Source organism: Psychromonas ingrahamii 37 (assembly GCF_000015285.1).
Taxonomy (GTDB): domain Bacteria; phylum Pseudomonadota; class Gammaproteobacteria; order Enterobacterales; family Psychromonadaceae; genus Psychromonas; species Psychromonas ingrahamii.
On sequence record NC_008709.1, the window covers coordinates 1293055 to 1317888 of the forward strand.

The 24834-nt window shown below is 42.7% G+C and carries 19 protein-coding genes; 6 read left to right on the forward strand and 13 right to left on the reverse strand.

Features of this window, described 5'->3' with window-relative positions:
• The first annotated feature begins 118 nt into the window (after nucleotides 1-118).
• The 3 genes from PING_RS05450 (at nucleotide 119) to msrA (ending at nucleotide 4676) form a co-directional block, all read left to right on the forward strand.
• A complete protein-coding gene (locus PING_RS05450; RefSeq protein ID WP_011769428.1) occupies nucleotides 119-2803 on the forward strand; it encodes a nitrate reductase in 2685 nt (894 codons plus the stop codon).
• 183 nt (nucleotides 2804-2986) lie between these two features.
• On the forward strand, nucleotides 2987-3877 hold the full coding sequence (gene purU / locus PING_RS05455; protein WP_011769429.1) for a formyltetrahydrofolate deformylase: 891 nt from the start codon (nucleotides 2987-2989) through the stop codon (nucleotides 3875-3877).
• A gap of 208 nt (nucleotides 3878-4085) precedes the next feature.
• On the forward strand, nucleotides 4086-4676 hold the full coding sequence (gene msrA / locus PING_RS05460) for a peptide-methionine (S)-S-oxide reductase MsrA (RefSeq protein ID WP_011769430.1): 591 nt from the start codon (nucleotides 4086-4088) through the stop codon (nucleotides 4674-4676).
• Between the two features lie 98 nt (nucleotides 4677-4774).
• Here msrA and hutH read toward each other — a convergent pair whose 3' ends face one another.
• The 5 genes from hutH to hutC all read right to left on the reverse strand — a co-directional run bounded on the left by hutH (nucleotide 4775) and on the right by hutC (nucleotide 11387).
• Nucleotides 4775-6307 carry a histidine ammonia-lyase gene (gene hutH, locus PING_RS05465; protein WP_011769431.1) on the reverse strand — a complete coding sequence of 511 codons (1533 nt, stop codon included), beginning with the start codon at nucleotides 6305-6307 and terminating at the stop codon, nucleotides 4775-4777.
• A gap of 126 nt (nucleotides 6308-6433) precedes the next feature.
• On the reverse strand, nucleotides 6434-8113 hold the full coding sequence (hutU, locus tag PING_RS05470; protein WP_011769432.1) for a urocanate hydratase: 1680 nt from the start codon (nucleotides 8111-8113) through the stop codon (nucleotides 6434-6436).
• A 70-nt stretch (nucleotides 8114-8183) separates the two neighbouring features.
• Complete coding sequence (gene hutG / locus PING_RS05475; protein ID WP_011769433.1) at nucleotides 8184-9230, reverse strand: formimidoylglutamase; 1047 nt, start codon at nucleotides 9228-9230, stop codon at nucleotides 8184-8186.
• Nucleotides 9231-9316: 86 nt separating this feature from the next.
• The gene (gene hutI / locus PING_RS05480) at nucleotides 9317-10528 is read right to left on the reverse strand and encodes an imidazolonepropionase (RefSeq protein WP_011769434.1); all 1212 of its coding nucleotides are present in this window, start codon (nucleotides 10526-10528) and stop codon (nucleotides 9317-9319) included.
• Between the two features lie 154 nt (nucleotides 10529-10682).
• Entirely contained in the window at nucleotides 10683-11387 is a 705-nt protein-coding gene (hutC, locus tag PING_RS05485; protein WP_011769435.1) for a histidine utilization repressor, read from the reverse strand.
• Between the two features lie 378 nt (nucleotides 11388-11765).
• On the opposite strand from hutC, the gene PING_RS05490 reads away from it, so the two are divergent.
• Nucleotides 11766-13250 (forward strand): carboxypeptidase M32, encoded by a 1485-nt coding sequence (locus PING_RS05490; RefSeq protein ID WP_011769436.1) that lies wholly within the window; start codon nucleotides 11766-11768, stop codon nucleotides 13248-13250.
• Between the two features lie 121 nt (nucleotides 13251-13371).
• Nucleotides 13372-14352: an acrylyl-CoA reductase (NADPH) gene (gene acuI, locus PING_RS05495; protein WP_011769437.1), complete on the forward strand. Its 981-nt coding sequence runs from the start codon at nucleotides 13372-13374 to the stop codon at nucleotides 14350-14352.
• 74 nt (nucleotides 14353-14426) lie between these two features.
• On the opposite strand, the gene PING_RS05500 is transcribed toward acuI, so the two are convergent.
• The 4 genes from PING_RS05500 to PING_RS05520 all read right to left on the reverse strand — a co-directional run bounded on the left by PING_RS05500 (nucleotide 14427) and on the right by PING_RS05520 (nucleotide 18396).
• Entirely contained in the window at nucleotides 14427-15368 is a 942-nt protein-coding gene (locus PING_RS05500; protein WP_011769438.1) for a LysR family transcriptional regulator, read from the reverse strand.
• Nucleotides 15369-15623: 255 nt separating this feature from the next.
• Nucleotides 15624-17000, reverse strand: coding sequence for a Do family serine endopeptidase (locus PING_RS05510; protein WP_011769439.1), 1377 nt, complete (start codon nucleotides 16998-17000; stop codon nucleotides 15624-15626).
• Nucleotides 17001-17136: 136 nt separating this feature from the next.
• Nucleotides 17137-17445 (reverse strand): chaperone modulator CbpM, encoded by a 309-nt coding sequence (locus tag PING_RS05515; RefSeq protein WP_011769440.1) that lies wholly within the window; start codon nucleotides 17443-17445, stop codon nucleotides 17137-17139.
• 3 nt (nucleotides 17446-17448) lie between these two features.
• Nucleotides 17449-18396: a DnaJ C-terminal domain-containing protein gene (locus tag PING_RS05520; protein ID WP_011769441.1), complete on the reverse strand. Its 948-nt coding sequence runs from the start codon at nucleotides 18394-18396 to the stop codon at nucleotides 17449-17451.
• A gap of 347 nt (nucleotides 18397-18743) precedes the next feature.
• Here PING_RS05520 and PING_RS05525 point away from each other — a divergent pair, with 347 nt between their 5' ends.
• The gene (locus PING_RS05525) at nucleotides 18744-21230 is read left to right on the forward strand and encodes an ATP-dependent Clp protease ATP-binding subunit (protein WP_011769442.1); all 2487 of its coding nucleotides are present in this window, start codon (nucleotides 18744-18746) and stop codon (nucleotides 21228-21230) included.
• 66 nt (nucleotides 21231-21296) lie between these two features.
• On the opposite strand, the gene PING_RS05530 is transcribed toward PING_RS05525, so the two are convergent.
• From PING_RS05530 to PING_RS05545, 4 genes are all read right to left on the reverse strand, one after another.
• Nucleotides 21297-21866 carry a YceI family protein gene (locus tag PING_RS05530; RefSeq protein WP_011769443.1) on the reverse strand — a complete coding sequence of 190 codons (570 nt, stop codon included), beginning with the start codon at nucleotides 21864-21866 and terminating at the stop codon, nucleotides 21297-21299.
• Between the two features lie 25 nt (nucleotides 21867-21891).
• Entirely contained in the window at nucleotides 21892-22419 is a 528-nt protein-coding gene (locus PING_RS05535) for a cytochrome b (protein ID WP_011769444.1), read from the reverse strand.
• Between the two features lie 213 nt (nucleotides 22420-22632).
• Nucleotides 22633-23274 carry a glutathione S-transferase gene (locus tag PING_RS05540; RefSeq protein WP_011769445.1) on the reverse strand — a complete coding sequence of 214 codons (642 nt, stop codon included), beginning with the start codon at nucleotides 23272-23274 and terminating at the stop codon, nucleotides 22633-22635.
• Between the two features lie 477 nt (nucleotides 23275-23751).
• Complete coding sequence (locus PING_RS05545; RefSeq protein WP_011769446.1) at nucleotides 23752-24738, reverse strand: DUF2333 family protein; 987 nt, start codon at nucleotides 24736-24738, stop codon at nucleotides 23752-23754.
• Between the last annotated feature and the right edge of the window lie 96 nt (nucleotides 24739-24834).

A 24834-nucleotide genomic window follows, 5' to 3' on the forward strand; every position in this document is an offset into this window, starting at 1 on the left:
AATAGATAAACTTGATAAATAAGTTAAATAAGTTAAATAAGTTAAATAGATAAATTTGATAGATAAAACCTAATCAGGCATAAAACAGCCGATAAAAGCTGAAACCAAGAGAGGTCACATGACAGCAGAAAAAAGCCTATGGACAAAAACCACTTGTGCATATTGTGGCGTTGGTTGCGGCGTGGAAGCAAAACCCAATAAACTTGGTTTATTAGATATTAGAGGCGATCAGGATCACCCTGCAAATTATGGGCGCTTGTGCTCTAAAGGGTTGGCACTTGGTGAGACCGTTGTCCATGACGGGCGATTATTAACCCCGGAAATTAATGGGGCTCCGTCAAATTGGGAGGATGCTCTAACGCTTGTGGCCGATAAATTTTCCGACACCATAAAGCAATACGGACCTGATTCCGTTGCATTTTATGTATCAGGGCAGCTATTGACTGAAGATTATTATGCGGCTAATAAGCTGATGAAAGGCTTTATCGGCAGCGGCAATATTGATACCAACTCGCGTCTGTGTATGTCTTCATCGGTCGCCGGGCACAAACGTGCCTTTGGCTCCGATACTGTCCCGATTTGTTATCAGGACCTTGAAAAAACCGATATGGTGGTCATTACCGGCTCCAATTTAGCCTGGTGTCATCCGGTTTTATTTCAGCGCTTAAAAGCGGCTAAAGCCTTACGTCCGGAACTTTTTATCGTGGTGATTGATCCGCGAAAAACCGCGACCTGTGAAATTGCAGATTGTCATTTGGCCATTCAGCCGGGCAGTGATGTTGCTCTGTTTAACGGTTTATTAGCTTATCTTGCCGAAAATAAAACTATAGACAGGGATTATATCGACCAATATACCCAGGGGTTTGAAGCGAGTTTAGCCAGTGCTATTGACGAATGTCAGGATCGGCAAGCATTTTTAAAACGTCTGGGTATTGAGGAAAGTCAGCTGGAATTGTTTTATAAGCATTTTTCTCAGACCGAAAAAGTGCTTACCATTTATTCCCAGGGAGTAAACCAATCATCTCAAGGGACTGATAAAGTAAACAGTATTTTGAACTGTTTTCTGGCAACGGGACGTATTGGCAAAGAGGGCACGGGGCCCTTTTCGGTGACCGGTCAGCCCAATGCCATGGGCGGCAGAGAGGTGGGTGGTCTGGCGAACACTTTAGCTGCCCATATGGAATTTGGCAATGCGCAGGATCATCAAAGGATCAGTGAATTTTGGCAAACTGAGCAGTTAGCGAGCAAACCGGGCTTAAAAGCTGTTGAACTCTTTGATGCGATTGATGACGGTACTATTAAAGCCGTTTGGATAATGGCAACAAACCCGGTGGTAAGCTTGCCCGACAGTGATAAAATTAAGGCGGCATTAAAAAAATGCCCGTTAGTGGTGGTCTCGGACTGTATCAAAGAGACGGCGACCAGCACTTTTGCGGATGTGTTATTACCAGCCCAGGGCTGGAGTGAAAAGTCCGGAACGATCACTAATTCAGAACGTCGAATCTCCCGTCAACGGCGAATTTTACCTACCCCGGGTTTAGGTAAACCGGACTGGTGGATAATCAGTGAAGTGGCAAAAAAAATGGGCTTTGCAAAGGCTTTTGATTATGACCATGAAGGGCAGGTTTTTGATGAATATGTAAAAATGACTGCATTGGGCAACCGCGACGGAAAATTACGTGCGCTAAATTTGATTGGTCTGGCGAATCTTGGTACTGATGCCTACAATCACCTTACCCCGCAGCAATGGCCGGTGCCTGAATATCAAAAAGAGGTGGTTAATCAGCGCATGTTTGCCGATAATATTTTTTTTACGGAAAACAAAAAAGCGCGCTTAATCCCTATTTCACAAAAGCAGCCTCTTAGCCGCTGCACTGCAGATTACCCTTTTGTGCTTAATAATGGCCGCATTCGCGATCAGTGGCATACGATGAGCCGAACGGGGCTTTCCAGCCGCTTAAGCGCATATCAACCCGAACCTTTTGTTTCAATCAACCCTATTGACGCAGTAAAGCAACAACTTGAGCAAGGTCAGTTAGTGACTATCAGCAGTGCCAGCGGTTCGGTATTAGTGCGTTTAGCGGTTTCTGACGATATTGAACCCGGGCAGTTGTTTATGCCAATACACTGGAGTCAGACAACAGCAAGTAAAGCTGCTATCTGCGCCCTAATCAAAGCCAATGTGGACCCAAATTCAGGGCAACCGGAATTTAAATTTACCCCAGTAAAGCTTGTTAAATGGGCATACAAAAGTGAAGCCTGGTTACTCAGCCGGACGGAGATGGACTTGTCTGATTTTGATTATTGGGTAAAACAAAAAGTGGCCGCGGGTTATCTGTACCGTCTTGCCGCAGAGTTTAATCCTCTTGAGATGACCATTAAACTGTCCAATTTAATGGACCATAATGGCGGCAAAACGCTGACTAATTCTCCTGGTGCTAAAAGCACAGCACCGATTTACCGTTACGCTAATATTACCGATCAAAAAATGCAGCAGGCCTATATTGTCGGCAAAAATCTGCAGGAGCAAGATCTAGACTGGTTGCAAAACCTGCTGGATGAAACAATTGACAGCAGTATTGAACGCACACTTATTTCAGGGGAGGTAGAAGGCAAACTTGCCTGTGGGAAACTGATTTGCGCCTGCAAACAAGTCGGTGAAAAAACCATTAAAAATGCGATAGTCGAGCAGCAGCTGGGTAATCTGGAAGCCATCAGTGAGCATACCGGCGCCGGTACGGGATGCGGTTCCTGCTTAGGGGAAGTGGAGGCGATTTTAGTAGACTGCACGATGATTGTTTAAAGTCCGTACAAGGCTTATTTAAAGACTACACCAGGCTTGTTTAAAGACTGCCTGATGCCGAGCCTAATTGTTAATTAAATGATCGAGCCAACTTTTTTAAGCTGTTAAATCTGTTATAAAGTGCTACTCAACTAAACTCTGACTAAAAAATACTTTTAGTCTCTGCGAATACTTGGAGTCGCCATGTCACTTTCAACATCTGTGCAGGAACAAGTTTCAGATACACAGATTATCACCGCAAGCTGTCCCGGCGGTCTGGGGACGGTCGATGCTGTCACTGCTTACCTGTATCAACAGGGCTGTTATATTAATGAAATCAACTCATTTGATGATATCGATACGCAACGTTTTTTTATCCGCATAGAATTCAGGCCGGATCGGCAAAGCGCATTTAACCGCGAAAATTTTATCAGTGGCTTTAAAACTAAGGCAGCAAGCTTTGATATGGATTGGACGCTGACCAGAAAAGACGATAAGGCAAAAGTGGTGATCATGGTTTCCAAGCATGATCATTGTTTAAATGATTTACTCTACCGTTATCGCACGGGCGATTTAAAAATAGAAATCCCCGCTATTATCTCCAACCATCCGGACCTTGAAGAACTGGCTAAATGGCATGGTATTCCCTATTTTCATCTACCGGTTAATAAAGACATAAAACCACAACAGGAAGCGATGATCTGGAAAATCATTCAGGACTGTGATGCCGATTTAGTGGTGCTTGCCCGTTATATGCAGGTCTTATCCAGTGAGATGTGTCAACGACTGGCGGGTTGGGCGATTAATATTCATCACTCACTACTGCCGGGATTCAAAGGTGCTAAACCCTATTATCAGGCCTATCATAAAGGGGTTAAATTAGTCGGAGCCACAGCCCATTATATCAGTGATGATCTGGATGAAGGGCCTATTATCACTCAAGGGGTTGAAACTGTTGACCACAGTCACTATCCAGCGGATTTAGCGGCTAAGGGGCAAGCTATTGAATGCCAGACATTATCACGGGCGGTGCGCTGGCATATTGAACAGCGTGTTTTTTTACATGGTGAAAAGTCGGTAGTTTTCGCAAAATAAATGCTGAATAAATTTTCAGTCATCTTTCGAGTGCCTGCTTATTTGCTCTTTGGCTTTATACTAAGTGTGTTCAGATGTGATCTTGCATTGCGGAGGAAAAATTAACACGAGCAAGGCTGATCATCTATTTGATGCGTTTCGTATTATCATTAAGCTAAGCAACTGCTTGGCTTTTTTAAACGCAATTTTTTACCAAGGAATAAGCTTAATGAAATCTAAATTGATACTCTTTATTTTAAGCAGTTGTCTGTTGTACAGTGCCAATGCACTGGCAGATAAAGCTGTCCTGGCCGGAGGATGTTTTTGGTGCATGGAAGCAGACTTTGAAAAACTTGAAGGGGTGAATGATGTCGTCTCAGGTTTTACCGGCGGGAAATTAAAAAACCCAACCTATAACGGTAATCACCAGGGGCACTATGAAGCAGTGGAAATCACCTATGATGCGGATAAAATAAGTTACCAGGCACTGCTGGATCATTATTGGGTCAATATCGACCCCTTTGACGAGCGAGGGCAGTTTTGCGATAAAGGGCCAAGTTACCTCAGTGCTATTTTTGTTGCCAATGAACAGCAAAGGAAAACAGCAGAACAATCTAAAGCGTTGATAGCAGAGCAGTTTCTCGATCAAACCATTGTTACGCCCATTTTACCGGCAGCGGTTTTTTATCCGATTAAAGGTAACGAGAGTTATCATCAGAACTATGCTGAAAACAACCCGATTCGTTATAAGGCTTATCGTTGGAATTGCGGGCGGGATAAACGTCTCAAGGAAATTTGGGGCGAGAAGGTGACTCACTGATTAGTGCGTGACTGACAGCTAGCTGACTAATATAAAAAACGCTGATAATTCAGCGTTTTTTTATGCATTATATTCGCAAGTTTTACTGATTTCTGTTTTTAAAGGCTCGGCAGTAAACCTTCCGGGATCAGTTTGTTATGCATGGCTTCAATTAACAACTGATTTGCCTGTTTAATATCGGGTGCGAAATATCTGTCTTTATCATAAAAATCAACCCGCTCCCGTAATTCAGCCTTGGCTGTTTCTATTAATTCAGAGGATTTTAACGGGGATCTAAAATCCAGCCCCTGGGCTGCGGCCAATAACTCCACCGCTAAAATACCGCGGGTGTTTTCCGCCATCTCTTTTAAGCGCCGACCGGCAAAGGTTGCCATTGAAACGTGATCTTCCTGATTGGCCGATGTTGGCAGGCTGTCCACACAGGCCGGGTGAGCGAGGGATTTATTTTCGCTGGCAAGCGCCGCTGCCGTTACCTGAGCAATCATAAAGCCGGAGTTAACGCCGCCGTTATTGACCAAAAAGGGCGGTAATTTACTTAAACTGTTGTCAATTAACAATGCCATACGGCGTTCAGATAAACTGCCAATTTCAGCAATGGCTAAGGCTAAATTATCACTGGCCATAGCAATAGGTTCAGCATGGAAATTACCGGCAGAAATAATATCACCATCCTCGGCAAAGACCAGCGGATTATCCGAGACAGAATTTGCTTCAATTTCATAAATAGCGGCAGAATTACGAATTTGCTGTAAACAGGCCCCCATTACCTGGGGCTGACAGCGAAGAGAGTAGGGATCCTGCACTTTTTCACAGGCTGTATGTGAATGACTTACTTCACTGTGTGTATCGAGTATATGACGATAGATTAAAGCTGAATCTATTTGTGATTGATGACCGCGTACTTGATGTACCCGGTCATCAAAGGGACGACGGCTGCCTAATGCGGCATCGACCGTCATTGCGCCGCATAAAGTGGCAGAAGCGAACAGATCCTCAGCGGCAAATAGCCCTTCCAGGCCAAAAGCACAGGATGCCTGAGTACCGTTTAATAATGCGAGTCCTTCTTTAGGAGCCAAAGTAATAGGCTGCATGCCGGCAATTTCTAACGCTTTTGCACCTGAAATTATGTTTCCCTGATAACGCGCTTCACCTTCACCTAGTAACACCGTACTCATGTGTGCTAATGGTGCTAAATCACCCGATGCACCCACTGACCCTTTTTTGGGCACACAAGGGTAAATCTGTGCATTTACCAGTGTCATTAATGCTTCAATAACAGATAAACGAATCCCTGAAAAACCCCGCGCCAGACTGTTGATTTTTAATACCATCATCATCCGCACGGTTTCATCATTCATCAATTCGCCGATACCCGCCGCATGGGAAAGGACAATACTGCGCTGCAGTGTTTCCAAGTCTTCCGGGGCGATTCGAGTATTAGCCAGCAAACCAAAACCGGTATTAATACCATAAGCAACCCTATTTTCTGCAATCACTTGATTGACAACTTGTGTACTGGCATGAATGGCCTCAATACAACTTGATTCTAAGCTGACTTTAAGCGCATGACGGCTGATTTTACGCAGTTGAGAAAGTGTTAATTGTCCCGGTTTAATATGTAATTCGTACATCTTTTTCTCCACAGTCATGACAGCTTGGATTACCTATCATGACAATAATATTTAGTTGAATGCGGTTTGCTATGCGATATCTGTTATTCAATATTTTTACTATTCGATATCTATTATTTAATATTTTTACTGTTCGGTATCGAGCATAGGCAAATCAAGGTGCTGCTCGCGAGCACATTTTTTAGCGATCTCGTAACCCGCATCGGCATGACGCATTACACCTGTGGCCGGATCGTTTCTTAATACCCGGCTAATACGCTGGTGGGCATCATCTGTCCCATCACAGACCACGACCATGCCCGAATGTTGTGAAAACCCCATACCGACACCACCACCATGATGCAGTGATACCCATGTTGCACCACTGGCGGTGTTTAATAACGCGTTTAATAATGGCCAGTCTGACACCGCATCGGAACCATCCAGCATGTCTTCAGTCTCGCGGTTTGGGCTTGCGACCGAGCCTGAATCAAGGTGATCACGGCCAATAACAAGAGGGGCTTTCAGTTCGCCATTTTTAACCATTTCATTAAATGCCAGTCCCAGACGCTGACGATCTTTTAAACCAACCCAGCAAATACGTGCCGGCAGACCTTGGAATTGGATGTGTTCCCGCGCCATATCCAGCCAGTTGTGCAGATCTGGATTATTGGGAATAAGCTCTTTTACTTTCTGATCTGTTTTGTAAATATCTTCTGGATCGCCAGACAGCGCAACCCAGCGAAAAGGACCAATACCTTCACAAAATAGCGGACGGATATAAGCCGGTACAAATCCCGGGAAATCAAAGGCATTTTTAACTCCTTCCTCAAGGGCCATTTGCCGAATATTATTCCCATAATCAACGGTTGCAGCGCCCGCAGACTGGAGATCCAGCATCGCCTTAACTTGTACTGCCATGGATTTTTTAGCGGCTTTAATAACAGCAGCTTCATCGGTTTTACGCATTTCTGCCACGTATTCCATAGTCCAGTTCTGAGGCAGGTAACCGTTTAAGGGATCGTGTGCCGAGGTCTGGTCAGTGACCACATCGGGGGTTATTTGACGTTTAACCAGCTCGGTAAAAATATCCGCGGTATTGGCAAGCAGCGCAATTGAAGTGGTTTTATTATCCGCTTTTGCCTGTTCAAGCAGTCTTAATGCCTGATTCAAAGAAGTGGCTTTTTGATCCACATAACCTGTCCGTAAACGGTAATCAATACGCGATTCATCACATTCTACGGCCACCATTGAAAAGCCTGCCATCGTGGCAGCAAGGGGTTGTGCCCCCCCCATTCCGCCTAAGCCGCCAGTTAATATCCAGCGACCGCTAGCGCTGCCGGAAAAATGTTTTTTCGCCATGGCCACAAAAGTCTCATAAGTACCTTGCACAATTCCCTGAGAGCCAATGTAAATCCAAGAGCCCGCGGTCATTTGTCCGTACATCATCAAACCCTGCTTATCGAGTTTATTGAAGTGTTCCCAGTTTGCCCAATGGGGCACGAGGTTCGAATTGGCAATCAGTACCCGTGGCGCATTTTTATGGGTTTGAAAAACACCGACGGGTTTACCTGACTGGACTAATAAGGTTTCGTCATCTTCTAAACGCTGCAGTACTTCGACAATCTTGTCATAGGACTGCCAATCACGTGCAGCACGGCCGATACCACCATAGACAACTAAGGCATGCGGGTGCTCAGCAACGTCAGGATGAAGATTATTCATTAACATTCTAAGGGGCGCTTCCGTTAGCCAAGATTTAGCATTCAATTTTGTACCTTGTGGTGCAATAATAGTGCGCGAAGTATCTAAACGCTTATCAGTCATTTTTATTTCCTCGTAATAGTAATTTATCCCTTCATAAAACAGACGGGGTTATCATACTTGTTATAAATAGTTATAGCGTTTTGAACATGGCATGGGAGATATCCCAGGCCAGTCTAGCCGCTAATTTGGCGGTTTGTTTGTCGATATCAAATTCCGGGTTGTATTCCGCTAAATCCGCTAACAGCAGCTTTTTTTTACCCTTATTATTGGTGGCCTCAAAAATCGGCTGCAGCAAACGCTCGACCGTCTCATAAGAAAGTCCTCTTGCAGCAGGTGCGCTGACGCCGGGCGCTATGGCCGCAGAAAAAACATCAATATCTATGGTCAGATAAAGGTAATCAACTTGCGCTATAAAGTCGGTTAGTTCAGTGATTCTTTTTTGCATCAGATGGCTTGCAAGCTCGTTATCTTCGCGGTAAAAAACCTTCAGACTGTCGGCACAGGAAAATAATGCCTGAGTATTGCTTGCTCTGGAAACGCCTAAACAGGCGTAGTTAAATGCCCAGCCCTGAGCTGTGCAAAAATCGGCTATCTGGCGAAAAGGGGTGCCGGAACTGCTTGGAAATTGGGGGCTATCTTTTGTGTAGGTGCGCAGATCAAAATGTGCATCAAAGTTGATGATGCCTATTTTAGGGCCTATTTTAGGCGAGTTGATAGGTGCTTCCTGCAGATGCGCGGCGAGTCCCTGAAAAGAACCCCAGGCGATTTCATGACCGCCACCCAATACTATGACTTTATGATCCTGGTTAAGCGCATTTGTTACCTTTTTTGCCAGTGCTTTCTGGCTTTCTTCAAGGTTTTTTTGATGGCAAAAAACATTACCGCCATCATAGAAGGATGCCCCTGAATCCGTTTGATGATGCCATGCGCTATTAGCTAATGCCTGACGAATCAAATCCGGGCCATGGAATGCGCCTATCCGCCCTTTGTTGCGTCTAACGCCTTCATCACAGCAAAAACCCAACAGAGTAATGCCGGAAGAATCTTGCTCGGAGGCCGTAAGACTGACCATATGGTGGAAACGTTTGCCGCTCGAGCCATCTTCTATGTCTGTCCGCCCCTGCCAGATAGCAGCCGCAGTCGGTTGGTAAAGATGATGATTAACTGCATCAGTCATTGTTTAACACTCCATTAATAATGATTCGGGCAGCCGGTAATATCGTCGCTGCCATTTCTTGATGCCGGCGTTGATTATTAACCACATCAGTCATTGCATAACACGCCGTTAATGATCCGGGATATTAGTAAATTGGTGCCTATTTCATAGGCGAGTTGTGCCGGGTGCTGGATATTCCAAAGACACAGATCGGCTTCAAAACCCACTTTGATTTGACCGCGCTGCTGGGCTAAACCTAATGCTTTTGCCGCATGACAAGTAACACCGCGTAACGCCTCTTCCGGTGTTAAACCAAAGAGTGTACAGCCCATATTCATGATCATTAAAAGCGATGCAATAGGGGAGGTGCCGGGATTAAAATCCGTGGCTAATGCGATCGGTACTTTGTATGTGCGCAGTAATTCAACAGGCGGTAATTGTGTTTCTCTTAAAAAATAAAAAGCGCCGGGTAATAAGGTCGCAACCGTACCGTTGTCAGCAAGAGCTTTAACGCCTGTTTCATCCAGATATTCAAGATGATCAACAGAACTTGCGCCCATTTTTGCGGCTAATGCGCTGCCGCCCGAATTACTTAACTGCTCGGTATGTCCCTTGATGCCCAGACCAAAAGATAACGCTGACTTAAAAACCCGTTCTGTTTGCTTAAGGTTAAAACCAATACCCTCACAGAATATATCAACATAATCGACTAGCTGTGCCTTAACAGCTGCCGGAATAATTGTATTGCACACATAATCAATATAACGGTCCGGATTATCTTTAAATTCCAGCGGGACTGCATGCGCTGCGAGAAGTGTGGTGGAAACTTTAATATTTGCCTGTTGCTCAATCTGTTTGGCGACACGCAGTATTTTTAATTCACTTTCAAGGTCGAGGCCATAACCCGATTTTATTTCAACCGTGGTAACGCCATCTTTAATTAACCCCGAAAGGTGCTGCAGGGCTTTTTCTAACAATTGTGCTTCCGTGGCTTTTCTCGTAGCGTTGACCGTCGTCATGATTCCGCCGCCTTGACGGGCAATTTCTTGATAGGGCACACCGGTTAAGCGTTGCTCAAATTCATTGGCACGATTACCGGCAAAAACCAGGTGGGTATGGCAGTCGATAAACCCCGGCGTAAGCAGTTTATGTTCACAGTCGAGTTGTTTACCCGATGATGCAAGCGGGCAGGATGCCATTCCACCTATCTGTGCGATTTTACCGTTAATGATATTAATAAAATGATTATGTTTAATCAGGTAACCCGTGTCGTTTGTTTCCACAGTAACAATACTGGCATTGGTTAAGAGTAAATTCATTTTATTTGCACCTGTTTAAATGTATATACAATTAGATTAGCAGTTAAAAAATAAAGCGCAAGCATTATGTTAACAATTTGTGGTTTTGAGCTGTCTGCTGACGGCTGTCTGTTGATCGCAGATCGCAGACAGCTGATCGCTCGTGACTTAGGGGTTAAAGGTTAGTTTTTAAACTCAATTTATATTTGTCGGCCGGGTGATAAAGCAGGGCGACACTGATCAAATCCTGTTTGCTCCATGTTCTGCGGTTTAAAAGCAGGCAGGGTTGGTTAGTCGATAAGTGCAAATATTCCTGAATGCGTTCATTAACCATCACAGCTTCAACGGTATGCTCTATCGAGCTTAACGGGCAATTTTTTGTTAGATATTCATTGGGGGTCGAATGGCTGAAATCCTGTTTGATATAATCGGGTACAAACGATGGGTTTACCCAGCGCACTTCTAGTTGTAGTGGGCTGTTATCTTCTAAGTGGACAATCTCACTAAAGTAGATGGGTGTATCAATCGGTACCCCTAAACGTATTGCCGTTTGGGGATCGGCATGCAGGGTTAATTGAGTTAGGACTTTACTGCTGTATTGCTTGCCACGCTGGCGGATTTCATCGGCGATATTACGAATATCGATTAATGGGGATTCCATTTTATTCTGGCAAACAAAAGTGCCAACCCGTGCCGTTCGTTTTAATAACCCTGCCGTCACTAAATCTCGAATAGCTTTATTGACTGTCATACGGCTGACCCCAAATTGCTCAGTTAATGCCATTTCAGTTGGGATTTTACTGCCCACCGGCCAGACATTACTGCTAATCTTTGCATTTATAAATTCTCTGATTTGGATATAACGTGGTGATTTACTCATTAAATTACCTTATGTATATTATAATTAATTGACTATACAAATAATCTCTTTTTTATCAAGATAAATCAAGTGATATAGCCGAATTACTTGAAGGAGTAGGCATCAGTAACATGTTTGATTCAGTCATCCGCAAAGGATTAGTTTTTTGCACCATATACTGTTTGACCTAGTCAAGTAGCGTGGTTGGCTAATCGAAGTGAGTCTTTTAAAACCTGCAAGCCTGAGCTGGTATTGATGCGCATTCATATAATACTCGTAGGTATAATGCATATTGATAGGGATCGCGTAGAATAACTATTTGAATTTAAATTGATTTCCGTATTGCTTTTTTTCAAGCAGATAAATAATCATTTCACCTTTGATTCGTAGGATAAAATTATGAAGCACTACAACAAACTTTCTGAGCATTATAAAAAAATTGCCAATTTTGAACACTTGGCCTCGGTCGCCGGCTGGGATCAGGCGGTGATGATGCCTGCGGGGGGCAATGAATCTCGGGCAAAAGCCATGGCTGAACTCTCCGTTCATATACATCAGTTATCAACGTCGGAACATCTTGGAGAATTGTTTGCTGATGCGCAATCGGAAAATATAAGCGCTATTGAGTCCGCGAGTTTACGTGAAATGAAAGCGTCATGGCAAAAAGCGACTGTGCTACCGGCTCGTTTGGTAGAGGCTCAATCATTAGCCGGTTCTAAATGCGGACACGCCTGGCGTACGCAACGCGGCGAAAATGATTGGCAGGGATTTTCTAAAAACTTTGCCGAGGTGGTGTTGTTATCTCAAGAAGAAGCGTCGATTCGAGCAGATGCCGCTAATAAAACCCCCTATGATGCCATGTTAGATCTTTATGAACCTGGCACGACGAGTGAGCAGCTAGATAGTATTTTTGGAAATTTAAAAACCTGGCTGCCTGATTTAACTCAGAAAGTTCAGCTGCGCCAAAGCGGTCAGCAATTTATCAAACCGACGGAAAATTACAGTACTAAGCAGCAGAATGCGCTTGGTCTGGATATTATGAAGCTGCTTGAGTTTGATTTTAATCACGGGCGATTAGATATCAGTGCACACCCCTTCTGTGGTGGCACCAGTCAAGATGTCCGGATCACAACACGTTATGATGAAACGGACTTTATACAATCTATGATGGGCATTGTCCATGAAACCGGGCATGCCCGTTACGAGCAGGGTTTACCCAAATCACTCAAGGGGCTGCCGGTTGGTGAAGCCCGTTCGATGGGTATCCATGAATCTCAAAGTCTCTTTTTTGAAATGCAGTTGGGCCGCAGTAAGGAATTTATTGATCAACTTGTGCCCTTAGTTTTAAAACATTTTCCGGATAATAATCCTGCCGTATTTGAGGCTGATAATCTGCAGAAAATATACACGCGTGTTAATCCCGGATTAATTCGCGTTGATGCCGATGAGGTCACGTATCCAGCTCATATTATGTTACGTTATGAAATAGAACGTGATTTAATGAATGGCAATATCAATTATACGGATATCCCGGAATTATGGGATCTTAAAATGCAGCAATATTTAGGTATTTCAACTGCGGGTAACTACAAAAATGGTTGTATGCAGGATATACACTGGACAGATGGCGCGTTTGGATATTTTCCCAGTTATACCTTGGGCGCTATGTACGCGGCGCAGTTTATGACCGCGATGAAAAAACAGGTGGACGTTAATACCTGTCTGAGCGAACAAAATTTAAAGCCTATTTTCAATTGGTTAAATAAAAATATTTGGAGCAAAGCAAGTTTATTGACAACCGATCAGTTAGTTAAGCAGGCAACAGGTGAAACCCTTAACCCCGCTTTATACGGGAAGCATCTGCAACAAAGATATTTAAGTTAAGATTTTCCAATTTATGCAGTTTATGCATAGATAATATGATTAAGTTTCATTTTTTTCATAAACTATTTTGACCTAAAATATCTATTTTTTAAAGCATCTTTATTATTTACGGAGTCTCTCTATGTTTAAAGCACTTATTCTAAATCAGCAAGACAAAAAAACCATTGCAGAAATTTGCCAAATTGATGAATCTCAGTTACCTGAAGGAGAAGTCTTAATTGATGTTGATTATTCATCATTAAACTATAAAGATGGTTTAGCTATTACTGGTAAAGGGAAAGTTGTTCGTCAATTTCCTATGGTACCGGGTATCGATTTAGCCGGTCAGGTGGTTGAATCTAAGGATGCACGTTATCAGGCAGGCGATAATGTTGTATTAACAGGTTGGGGCGTCGGTGAAGGCCATTGGGGCGGCATGGCAGAAAAAGCGAATTTACAAGCTGATTGGCTGGTGCCTCTTCCACAGGGAATGACCGGTAAACAGGCGATGATGATTGGCACCGCAGGCTTAACGGCTATGTTATGTGTACAAGCCTTAGTAGATGCAGGCATTACACCTGAAAGCGGTGAAATATTAGTGACCGGTGCAAGTGGCGGTGTTGGTTCGGTGGCTGTGACTTTATTGGCACAACTGGGTTATCGGGCTGTTGCTGTGACCGGCAGAGTAGAAGAAAATGGCGAGCTGTTAAAGCAACTGGGTGCCAGCCGAGTTATCCCGCGTTCTGAACTTGAAGAGCCAATCCGCCCATTAGACAAACAGTTATGGGCAGGGGCCGTGGATACAGCCGGCAGTAAAATACTGGCTAAAGTCCTGTCGCAAATCAGTTATGACGGTGCGGTTGCAGCATGTGGTTTGGCCAATGGTTTTGATTTACCAACGACTGTTATGCCGTTTATTTTACGTGGTGTTAAATTATTAGGTGTTGATTCTGTTTCTTGCCCCTATGCGCGCCGTATGGCAGCGTGGAAACGTATCGCTGAAATTTTGCCGGCCAGTTATTACCAGCAAGCCTGCAACGAAATCGAGTTAGAACAAGCAGCAGAATATGCCGAAGCTATCACTAACGGACAAGTGACCGGACGTATAGTCATCAAGCTGTAAATATTATATTGCTTGACCGATAAAATAGTATAATAAGCCTGCTACTGCAGGCTTTTTTTAATTAATTTTTCTCACTAACCCAATCCCATATCATCTATCCGCTGCTCAATTAACTGACTGCATTCCTCTTTTAATACACGACGAAGCCAAATTTGTGCTGGGGAGTATTCATAACGTGGATGCCAGATAAGTGAATATTCAAAAGGTTTAAATTCAAAAGGTAGGGGTTTTACAATCAAGTCATATTTTTCTGCCACTAAATAGGCGAGATCTGCAGGCACGGTAATAAGCAGCGGCATACTGTCAATAATAGCTAAGGCCGTTTTTAAATAAGATGCCCGTAAAACAGTGTTTTGCTTTTTATGCCCACTTAGCGTGGCATCAAGCAGTGCTTTAACGCCATCACTAATAGCAATTAAAGCATGCGGATAAGTAAGATAATTTTCCAGAGTTAATGTTTTATCGGCAAGGGGATGAGACTTTGATAACATACAAAATACGCTGACTAAGCCAAGTTTATCCCGTTGTAACGGGGCAATTGAATAATCCGGACGGCAGATAGCTATATCAACCCCTTCACTGGTTAACTGACTGATCATCTGTTTATGTTTCAGTGGCACAAATTCAAGCGATATATTGGGTGCCTCTTTGTAAATACGGGGCAGTGCATAGGGCATAATTGTCTGCAGTGCATAATCAGTCGCGGCGATATTAAAATGTTGCGTGCAATTTATTGCTTCAAAATCATTGGGTGATAACAAGGTCCGTAATGATTGCAGAGGATCATTAAGTGCAAGGTTTAACTCGATAGCGCGTTGTGTCGGCTGCAGATGTTGGCCATGACGAATAAAAAGCGGATCGCCAAGCAGGTCTCTTAACCTCCCCAATATACGACTCAATGCTGATTGACTTAAATTAAGCCTGACAGCAGCATGACTGACACTGCCTTCTTCAACTAATACCTTTAATGCAATTAAGAGATTTAAGTCTTTGCGGTAAACATCTTCCAGTTCCATATTTTGATCCACGCTTTCAATAACAGTGGGTTATTATGGATAAGATTAAACACAACCGCTATTCCTTTTATTTATTGATGCCAAGATCTGTCGAGCCGCTAATATGTAAAGTTTGTTTGCTGGTTATAGTTCAGTCTAATATCCAGTTGTGCTCTACTTTTGGCGAAGATAAAAAAGGGGAGGTATTTGAGGAAATTCAGTTTATGCTGCGTGGTAAAATGATTCACCACGCAGCAACAATGTGCATGTTTTTAATTAACGAATGGCAATAAATAAAGACATTCCATTGCGGTTGACCTGTAATAAGATGCTGTTCTTAGCAAGTCCCAGCGCTTTTTTAAAGGATAATAAATCATCAACGCTATGTTTATTCGTGGCGATAATCAGATCACCTTCCTCTAACCCGCTGTAGGCGGCCGGAGAATTTGCCTGTACTTCGGTGACCTTTACACCTTGTCCCTTGTTATTATTGGCAAATGAAACGCCCTCAAGTAAAGGGTGCAATTCTCCGGATGAATCTGCAGTACTCAAGGTTTGTGGTTTGCCAATGCCAACATCCACTGTTTTTTTAATGCCATTATGCAATAATGTAACCTTGACCGTATCACCGATACTTTTCAAGCCTATTTGGCTACGTAACTGTCCGGTAGATTTGGTTAGTTGACCATCAACACCGGTGATAATATCGCCCGGGATTAACCCCGCTTTTTCAGCGGGAGAGCCTTTTGTTACACCCGCAACAAGTACACCCAGTTGACCATTTTCAAGGCCCAGTGCCTCGCTTAAATCTCGCGTAATATCCTGAATAGAAACACCAATCTGACCGCGTTTAACCTCACCGTATTTTATGATTTTCTGCATGCTTGCTTCAGCCATATTGATTGGAATGGCAAATCCTATTCCTATATTCCCGCCTGCCGGCGCAATAATAGCCGTATTGATACCGACCAATTCACCATTCAAATTAACCAGTGCTCCCCCGGAATTACCCGGATTAATAGAGGCATCGGTTTGGATAAAGTTTTCATAACCTTCTATCCCTAAACCACTGCGTCCGAGCGCACTGACAATACCCGTAGTCACTGTTTGACCTAAACCAAAGGGATTGCCAATGGCAACGACAAAATCACCAACTTCTAAAAGAATCGACTCGGATATTGTTACCTGCGTCAATTTTTTAGCTTTTATTGACAGTATAGCAATATCCAATTCTGGGTCTGAACCTATTATTTTCGCTTTATAACTGCGTCCGTCGATCAATGAAACCTGCACTTCATCAGCGTCTTTTATTACATGGTAATTGGTCATGACGATGCCATCTTGAGCATTGATTATCACCCCGGAACCGGCACTTTTCTGGCGCTTTTGAGGTGCTTTCTGTTGTAAATTTCCCTGCTCTGGGATATCAAAGAAGTGCCTGAAAAAAGGGTCATTTAATAAGGGATTGACTAACGCCTGTTTGGTTGAATAGGTGGCGATATTAACCACTGCGGAATTCACTTTTTTCAACATTGGTGCAAGAGATGGAAAAGGTTTTCCCTGGGCCGTAACATTAGGTATTGCTGAATTTACGCTGTAACTTAAACTCAGGCAAAGCATCATCACTAATAACCGAGCTGATTTTATCTTCATGTTTTTTCCTTAACGTTAATTAAACAATTGATGAGAAATAGTATAAATTGAGCACTTAGTTAACTTACAAAAGGGCGTTTCACCGGTTAAATTTTTTGGCCGCTAATTGTACTCTTTAAGTCTATAAAAGAGCTGTTTAATGCTCCAATAATGCAATTTTATTTCTGAGTGTTTCGACTTCTTCCAGTAATTCTAACGCGAGTGCGGCCCCAGCAAGATTAACCCCGAGATCCGATTCGAGTCGTTGTACAATAAGCACACGACGCAGGCAGTGTCCGCTGAATTGCCAGTGCTTTTGATCGTTTTTCACCGGCTCAATAACACCTTCTTCTACTAATTTTAAAATCCACTCGGTAGGCTTACCACAGGCATGGCTAAGTTCCTCCAGAGTGAAAATGGTCGCTTTCTCAACAATCAACCCTGATAATACGGTTTGCTTGATCATGTTTTATACCCCCATTTTAACCCTTGGGTTAAATGCCATTGTCTTTGCCATCTCTTTATAAAGTTTTCTGGCTGCCTCACTCGTCCCTGGTGGTGTGACAACACTGAGTATGACATAAATATCCCCAGCAGGATTACTAGGGATACCTCGCCCTTTTAAGCGCAGCTTGCTGCCACTGTTTGATCCGGGTGAAATTTTAAGGTCCACCACGCCAGCGGGAGTGGGAAGTTTTACCGTTGCGCCCAGCGCCGCTTCCCAGGGAGTCACTGGCAGTTGCATATGCAGATCTTGTTGCTCGAGTCGGTAAAGGGGGTGAGGGTTAAAATGAACCTCCAGATAAAGATCTCCTTTTGCTCCCTGCCCCATACCGTTCGAGCCTTGTCCGGAAAGGCGAATCTGTTGCCCATCTTTGATGCCCTTGGGAATTTTAATATTAAGCGTACGATTAACTGCCTGTATTACTCCAAGACTATCTGCTTCCTGTTTTTGCAGATCAATGCTACGTGTAGCACCGTAAAAGGCATCTTCTAAGTCAATCCGAACGCTGGCATGGTGGTCAGATCCACGTGCATTAAACTGTGCACTAGGATTAAAATCAGTGTATTGATCTTTATGACCAAAAAAGGCTTCAAAAAAATCGCTAAAGGTACCACCATGGAGATCGTCAAATCCCCCTTTGTTAAAATCAAAACTTGAATCTCTATCTGCTTGCCTGTCGAACTGCTGCCAGGATTTTAAATTTGGATCTAAACGGTCGTAGGTTGCACGTTTTTTGGGATCCCTAAGTACTTCATAGGCCTCGGACAACTCTTTAAAGTTAGCTTCAGCTTCGGGCTCTTTGCTGATGTCAGGATGATATTTACGCGCTAACTTGCGGTATGCGCGTTTGATTTCATCCTTTGAAGCATTGCGCTGTAGACCCATTATTTTGTAATAATCTTTATATTCCATGATCGATCTACCTTATTGAAATTTCAACGATAAAATCATTAAAAAAATGGCGTAAAAAATCGCCCCTAGATTGGAGAAGCTTAATTAGAGATTAGTCTGCATAATTTTATAATCCAGTACTGGTTATGCCGCTTTTACTTGGAGATGGAGGATCTGCCAGTCTTTTGAATCTATAGATTATGATGTTGCGAACTTTATGACGATTATTCTTGATCAGGTACGCAATATGTTGGCATTTAAAAAAATAACAGTGCAGGGCGAATTAAGGATACTAGAATTATATGTAATATGTTTTTGGAGGATTAACCCATTCAAGTTCATGAAATTATAACGTAAGGAGTTTTATTATGTCCGATTGGAATAACCCGGCGGCCAAAGGAGCCATGTTACATAATTATGTTCAGAAGAGTACCCAAAAGGTGATTGGCTGTTTGGAGATTGCTTTTGCCGAGTTAGGAAGCTTACGGCTGAATATATTGACGTCCGATTTTTTGCTGGTTGCGTTACTTTCTCAACCGGACAGCGAAGCGCACAAAATTTTGCAGGAGTTATTGCCAAATGAAGATGATGCTCCATTGCGTATCGTTGGTCAGATAAGGCAAAAATACCCCCCCGCAAGTAACGTCCAGGCAAGGCAAATTTTGGCTTCTCAAGAGATAGTCGAAGTATTTCGAGTTGCCTACGACGAGGCTAAAGACTTTGGCGATGACTATATTGGTACAGGCACTTTATTTCTTGCTTTTTTTCATAAGGATGCGGGGCATGTTGCTGATATTTTGAATAATGAAGGTATTCGCGTTGACCAGGCGCGTCAAGCATTAAAGCATATTCGACGGGGGCATCAGCTTAATAGTCAAGATGCGGAAGGAAAACCAGATATATTGGATATCTATACTAAAGATCTCACCGAGATGGCGCGCAAAGGGGAGTTAGATCCTGTTATTGGTCGGGAGGAGGAGATCGAATTGATTATTCAAACCTTGTCCCGGCGTAAGAAAAATAACCCTGCCCTGATTGGTGAACCCGGGGTAGGTAAAACGGTTATTGTCGAAGGTTTGGCACAACGGATTGTGGCTGCTGATGTGCCCGATAGTCAGCTAAATAAGCGTTTACTTGCGCTGGATATGGGAGAGCTGGTGGCCGGGGCTTCAATGCGCGGTGAATTTGAAGAGCGCTTAAAATCTGTGCGTGATGCCGTTATTGAGGCGGGAGGCAAGGTTATTCTGTTTATTGATGAATTGCATACCGTGGTTGGCGCTAATGCCGGATCCGGTGGTATTGATGCTCCGAGTCTGTTGAAAACCGCGCTGGCTCAGGGAACCCTGCAGGTTATAGGGGCTGATACTTTGGATGAATATCAAAAATATATAGAAACAGATAAAGCCCTTGAGCGGCGCTTTCATCCTATTTTAGTACGGGAGCCGAGTATTGAGGAAACCATTGCTATTTTGCAGGGCGCGGCTCCCCGTTATGAAAAGCACCATGATATTCATTATGCGTTACCAGCATTCGAAGCTGCAGCACGACTTTCTGAGCGTTATATTGCGGATCGCTGTTTACCCGATAAGGCGGTTGACTTGATTGATGAAGCAGGCGCGCGGAAACATCTTCGTCTTACCGCTATTCCTCAAAATTTGCGGGATCTTGAACGTAAGCATCAAGGGTTATTACGCGATAAGACCGGCGCTTTTAATGCGCAAAATTTTGAGCAGGTAGCAGCAACGCAGATGGAGATTTTAAAGAGCGATCAAAAGCTTAAAGAGGCACGCAGTGATTGGCAACAGGGGCGGGCCAAGGAAGATGCGATGGTGACATCGGATGATATTGCCGAAGTAGTAGCACGCTGGACAGGTATTCCCGTTGCGAGAATGGTTGAATCGGAGTCTGAAAAACTGGCCCGAATGGAAGAAAAATTGCATCAGCGGATCGTTGGCCAGGAAGATGCTGTCCGCGCTGTTGCAGATGCCATTCGTCGCAATCGGGCCGGTATTACAAACAGCCGACGTCCTATTGGCTCATTTCTTTTTCTGGGCCCTACTGGTGTCGGGAAAACTGAACTCGCCCGTGCCTTGGCTGCCTTTTTGTTAGATGATGAAACAAGAATAATTCGTCTTGATATGTCGGAGTATATGGAGAGACATGAAGTCTCTAAAATGATTGGCGCACCACCAGGGTATATCGGTTATGGTGAAGGAGGGCAATTAACAGAACGTGTACGTCATAACCCCTATACAGTGGTATTGCTGGATGAGATGGAGAAAGCTCACCCGGATGTGTTTAATATGTTACTGCAAATTCTTGAAGATGGGCAACTAACGGATGCTAAAGGGCGTAAAGTTTCCTTTCGCAATACCGTTATTATAGGAACTTCTAATCTGGGCACCGGGTCACTCTCCCCTGACAAGCGTCCGATCGGATTTATTCATTCTGATTCGCTAAACTATAAGGAAACACAAGATTTGGTGATGCACGAAGTTAAGAAGTTCTTTAAACCAGAGTTTCTTAACCGGCTTGATGACATCATCGTCTTTCATTATTTAGAAAAAGAACATGTCCGTCAGATAGCACAGATGTTTGTCGCTGAATTAGTCGAACGAATGAAACTGAGGGGCATTGTGCTTGAAGTCGATAATGCTGTGATTGATAAACTCTCGGCAGACGGTTTTGATCCTATTTATGGTGCGCGACCCTTAAGACGTGAAGTGGAGCGTCAAATAGAAAATGTATTAGCAATGAAAGTTGTGCGGAATGAATTCTCAGATAACAGTGTGGTTCAAGTTAAGATGCAGGATAAGGAGATTGTTTTTCTCACCGAGCAGAAGATGACTAAATAGCGTTTTATTTTTGTAGTAAATAAAATGACAAACCTTTACGGGTTTGCCATTTTTAAAATATTAAATTTACTGACGCACACCTTCAACGTTTAATTCCATGTCCACATAACTTGCAGGACCCATTACCTGAATACCAAAGTCAACTAGCTGTAAACGTGTTGTGCCTTGAAAACCTGCGCGGTATCCGCCCCAAGGATCTTCACCTGCACCAACCAAGTTAGCATCAATAGTAATAGGTTTAGTGATGCCATGCAGTGTTAAACTGCCGTTAATCACTAAACTGCCATCTGCTTTTTCAGTGAATTTTTGGCTGACAAATTTTGCCTCTGAAAATTTACCGGCATTAATAAAGTCGTCACTTTTAATATGTTTATCACGTTCTGCATGGTTTGAATCCAGGCTGCTGGTATCCACGTTGACGGTTATTTTAGAGGCTGCAATATTAGTTTCATCGAAACTAAATTGACCGTCAAATTTGTTAAAACGACCTTGAATAAAGCTGTAACCTAAGTGGCTTACTTTAAAATTGATTGAAGCGTGTGCGCCATCGGTATCTATTTTATAATCAGCGGCGTTGGCAAAGGTTGGCATAAACAGCGCTGTGCTGAGTGCGGCTGCGATAAGTGATTTTTTCATTATTTAATTCCTATTCGAGTTTAAGTTAGAGCATTTTCTTGAGTGTATTATCTTTATTAATAAAGTGATGTTTTAGGGCAGCTAAGGCGTGCAAAGCGGCTAAGCCAATCAATGTAAATGCCAGATAATAATGAATAATACCAGCAATATCTTCCTGGTTTTCAATAAACGAGCCAAAACCGGGCACGGAAAACCAATTAAACACTGCTATCGCACGACCGTCGGCTGTTGAAATCAGGTATCCCGCAATAAAAAGACTGAATAATAAAAGGTAAAGAGCGAAATGGGCTGTTTTAGCCGCTTTAATTTCCCATTTTTGACCTTCAATGTCAGGATGGGCGGTGAACAGTTTCCAGACAACCCGCATCAGGGTCAGTGCAAATAAACACAAGCCAACGGATTTATGTATATAGGGTGCTGTATTATACCAGTCATTGTAATAGGTTAGATCAACCATCCACAGCCCTAAACTAAATAAGCCAATAACTAACAGAGCTGAAACCCAATGCAGGAGTTTAGCGGTGATATTATATTTTGTGACTGCTTGTGACATTTAATGCCCTTTTTAAATGTGAACTTAACAAAATTTTAATTAAGTTCATTGTAGATTAACTATTTGATAAGCAAAGATAGAAAAGTAGAATAGTTTATTCAAATATTTTGATGCTTTACTCTATTAATGCTTTAATTCTATTGATAATTTAAAGGTATTAACCGCATTTATTCACCCTAAGAGTCTACCGTTTATATCATCAAATCTGACAAATCACTGTATTTCTGGGAAGATGCTTTGTTGTTCGGATTCAAGCCAGATTGGGTATTTTTTCATTACCGATGTAAATAATTGAGAGTTGATAAAGTTGGCTAACCAGACCTTTAGGAACGGGTAGGCACTTTGCTCAAACCAGTCTTTATCAACACCGGAAAATTGCCGTATAAAAGGTAATATTGCCATATCGGCCAGGCTGATTTTTTGGCCGAAAAGATAAGGGGTATAACTGAGACGATTTTCTAGTTGCATTAAAAAATCTTCCGCATGCTCCCGGTAATAAAGCGTGGAGTGTTCTGGAAAGCGATCCGCATATTTGTATTTATCGAGCCAGCCTTTAAATTCAAAATCATTTTCATCAATTAAACTTAACATCTCAGTAAAACTGCCCTGTAACCAGTTATTTGGATCGCGGCGTGCGAGCGCCCAAACCATAATATCTAAGCTTTCATCGACGACAGTTCCATCGCTCAATTGTAAAACAGGCACCGTCCCTTTACTGGAAAGTGCTAACATTTCAGCCGGTTTATTTTTAAGTATTATTTCACGTAAAAAAACAGACTGTGAACTGACCGCTAAGGCTAAACGGGCACGTATTGCATAAGGGCAACGACGGAATGAATATAAAGTATTGGTCATAAATACCTCGTTATAAAAAGTAAGGAAGGTCTATTGTGACCATGTTACGATCAATTTATTTTTAAAAATAGGTGTTTAACTTACCATCACAAAAGAATTAATGAACTTTTCAAGCCTTATCCAAGATTTGAACCAATGGAGATATCTTATTGATATGAAAAGTCTGAAAATTTCATGTCATCTTCAACATTAAAAACTGTAGAATCGAGTCACAGGATCCAGATTGTAGGGGGATTTTTATCACTTTAAAAGATACTATGGAGCAATTTTTAGCTATCTGATAGCAAAAAATAAAATGATGATTTGAATTAAAAGATGGGAAACTCTATTTAAATTAAACATTGAGCTATTTATGTCTGTTTGACAATGTAATCACTTAATTATTTTTTGCTGTCAACAACTCGAGGACATTTACCGCCAAAACGGCTATACCCAAATCAACTGAAGGCCGATCGCTGTCGTATTGCGACCGCGCGTTTAACCTTGCTCTAATAAACGACGCAGATCGATTAAGGCAACGTTGGCACGCGATACATAACTTGCCATCACCGATGAATGGTTTGCCAATAGACCAAACCCACTGCCATTTAAAATAACCGGACTCCAAACAACAGCTTGCGTTGATTCTAAGTCTTTAATTATTTTATTTAAACTGACTTGTGCATTTTTCTTTTCTAAGACATCAGTGAAATCAACCTCGATGGCTTTCAAAAAATGCAAAATAGCCCAGGTTGCACCGCGACTTTCATAAAACACGTCATCAATTTGAAACCAAGGGGTTTTTATTTGCATCTGCTGTGCTGTTTCGGTTGATTGCTTGGTACTGGAATCACCGGCTAATACGATGTTATAACTGTCTTGCCCAACACTTGAGCTTAAGCGTTGTGAGAGAGAGCCTAAACGCTTTTCCACGGCACTTAACCAAGCACTTAAATTATCTGCTCTGGTGTAAAATTGTGCCTCATTTTGACTGTTTTTAACTAAACGTGTGCGATAACGCACCAGAGAGGCAATAGCTTGTCGGTACTCTTTTTCAGCACTTGGCAGCGCCCAATTTTTGTGCGAAGTGTTAATTTTTTCCTGTGCTTTTTCTAAATCATTATCACCCGTTGTCTGGGATGGTGAGCGGCTAAAATTTAAACGCATGGCTAATGATAAATCTCTTATCTGTTTGAGGGCGCCATATTCAAAAGCCGGCACATTATCCATGAATAATCCTGGTGGTGTGACATCATTTGAGAAAAATCCGCCAGGTTTTTCAATTAACCAGCTTGTGACATCTATTAAGGTTGTCGTTATTGTATAACCAGGCACTATTTTATGGTTATTTATTTTAGCTGTTTCTAGCGCTTTCGTTTTTACATCATAGGCTGCGGGGGGGAATCCCCACCAAATTGATACTATCCACAGTATCAATACAATGAGCGCAAGGCTGGTGAAAATTCCTTTTTTTACTGAAGTCATTTTAGTCCCTAATCTTGATATTCGGAAAAATATTTTAAAGAGTTAATTAATCAATAACAAGCGTTTAAGATTTTAGTGTCTGCTTTAGACAAAGAT

Bases quoted from the DNA above. Each gene is read 5' to 3' on its own strand.
- PING_RS05530 (WP_011769443.1), bottom strand. From the start codon at position 21,866: ATGAAAAAATCACTTATCGCAGCCGCACTCAGCACAGCGCTGTTTATG.
- PING_RS05450 (WP_011769428.1), top strand. From the start codon at position 119: ATGACAGCAGAAAAAAGCCTATGGACAAAAACCACTTGTGCATATTGT.
- PING_RS05540 (WP_011769445.1), bottom strand. From the start codon at position 23,274: ATGACCAATACTTTATATTCATTCCGTCGTTGCCCTTATGCAATACGT.
- hutC (WP_011769435.1), bottom strand. From the start codon at position 11,387: ATGAGTAAATCACCACGTTATATCCAAATCAGAGAATTTATAAATGCA.
- hutH (WP_011769431.1), bottom strand. From the start codon at position 6,307: ATGTACGAATTACATATTAAACCGGGACAATTAACACTTTCTCAACTG.
- hutI (WP_011769434.1), bottom strand. From the start codon at position 10,528: ATGAATTTACTCTTAACCAATGCCAGTATTGTTACTGTGGAAACAAAC.
- PING_RS05490 (WP_011769436.1), top strand. From the start codon at position 11,766: ATGAAGCACTACAACAAACTTTCTGAGCATTATAAAAAAATTGCCAAT.
- purU (WP_011769429.1), top strand. From the start codon at position 2,987: ATGTCACTTTCAACATCTGTGCAGGAACAAGTTTCAGATACACAGATT.
- PING_RS05525 (WP_011769442.1), top strand. From the start codon at position 18,744: ATGTCCGATTGGAATAACCCGGCGGCCAAAGGAGCCATGTTACATAAT.
- PING_RS05510 (WP_011769439.1), bottom strand. From the start codon at position 17,000: ATGAAGATAAAATCAGCTCGGTTATTAGTGATGATGCTTTGCCTGAGT.
- PING_RS05535 (WP_011769444.1), bottom strand. From the start codon at position 22,419: ATGTCACAAGCAGTCACAAAATATAATATCACCGCTAAACTCCTGCAT.
- PING_RS05515 (WP_011769440.1), bottom strand. From the start codon at position 17,445: ATGATCAAGCAAACCGTATTATCAGGGTTGATTGTTGAGAAAGCGACC.
- hutG (WP_011769433.1), bottom strand. From the start codon at position 9,230: ATGACTGATGCAGTTAATCATCATCTTTACCAACCGACTGCGGCTGCT.
- PING_RS05520 (WP_011769441.1), bottom strand. From the start codon at position 18,396: ATGGAATATAAAGATTATTACAAAATAATGGGTCTACAGCGCAATGCT.
- acuI (WP_011769437.1), top strand. From the start codon at position 13,372: ATGTTTAAAGCACTTATTCTAAATCAGCAAGACAAAAAAACCATTGCA.
- hutU (WP_011769432.1), bottom strand. From the start codon at position 8,113: ATGACTGATAAGCGTTTAGATACTTCGCGCACTATTATTGCACCACAA.
- PING_RS05545 (WP_011769446.1), bottom strand. From the start codon at position 24,738: ATGACTTCAGTAAAAAAAGGAATTTTCACCAGCCTTGCGCTCATTGTA.
- PING_RS05500 (WP_011769438.1), bottom strand. From the start codon at position 15,368: ATGGAACTGGAAGATGTTTACCGCAAAGACTTAAATCTCTTAATTGCA.
- msrA (WP_011769430.1), top strand. From the start codon at position 4,086: ATGAAATCTAAATTGATACTCTTTATTTTAAGCAGTTGTCTGTTGTAC.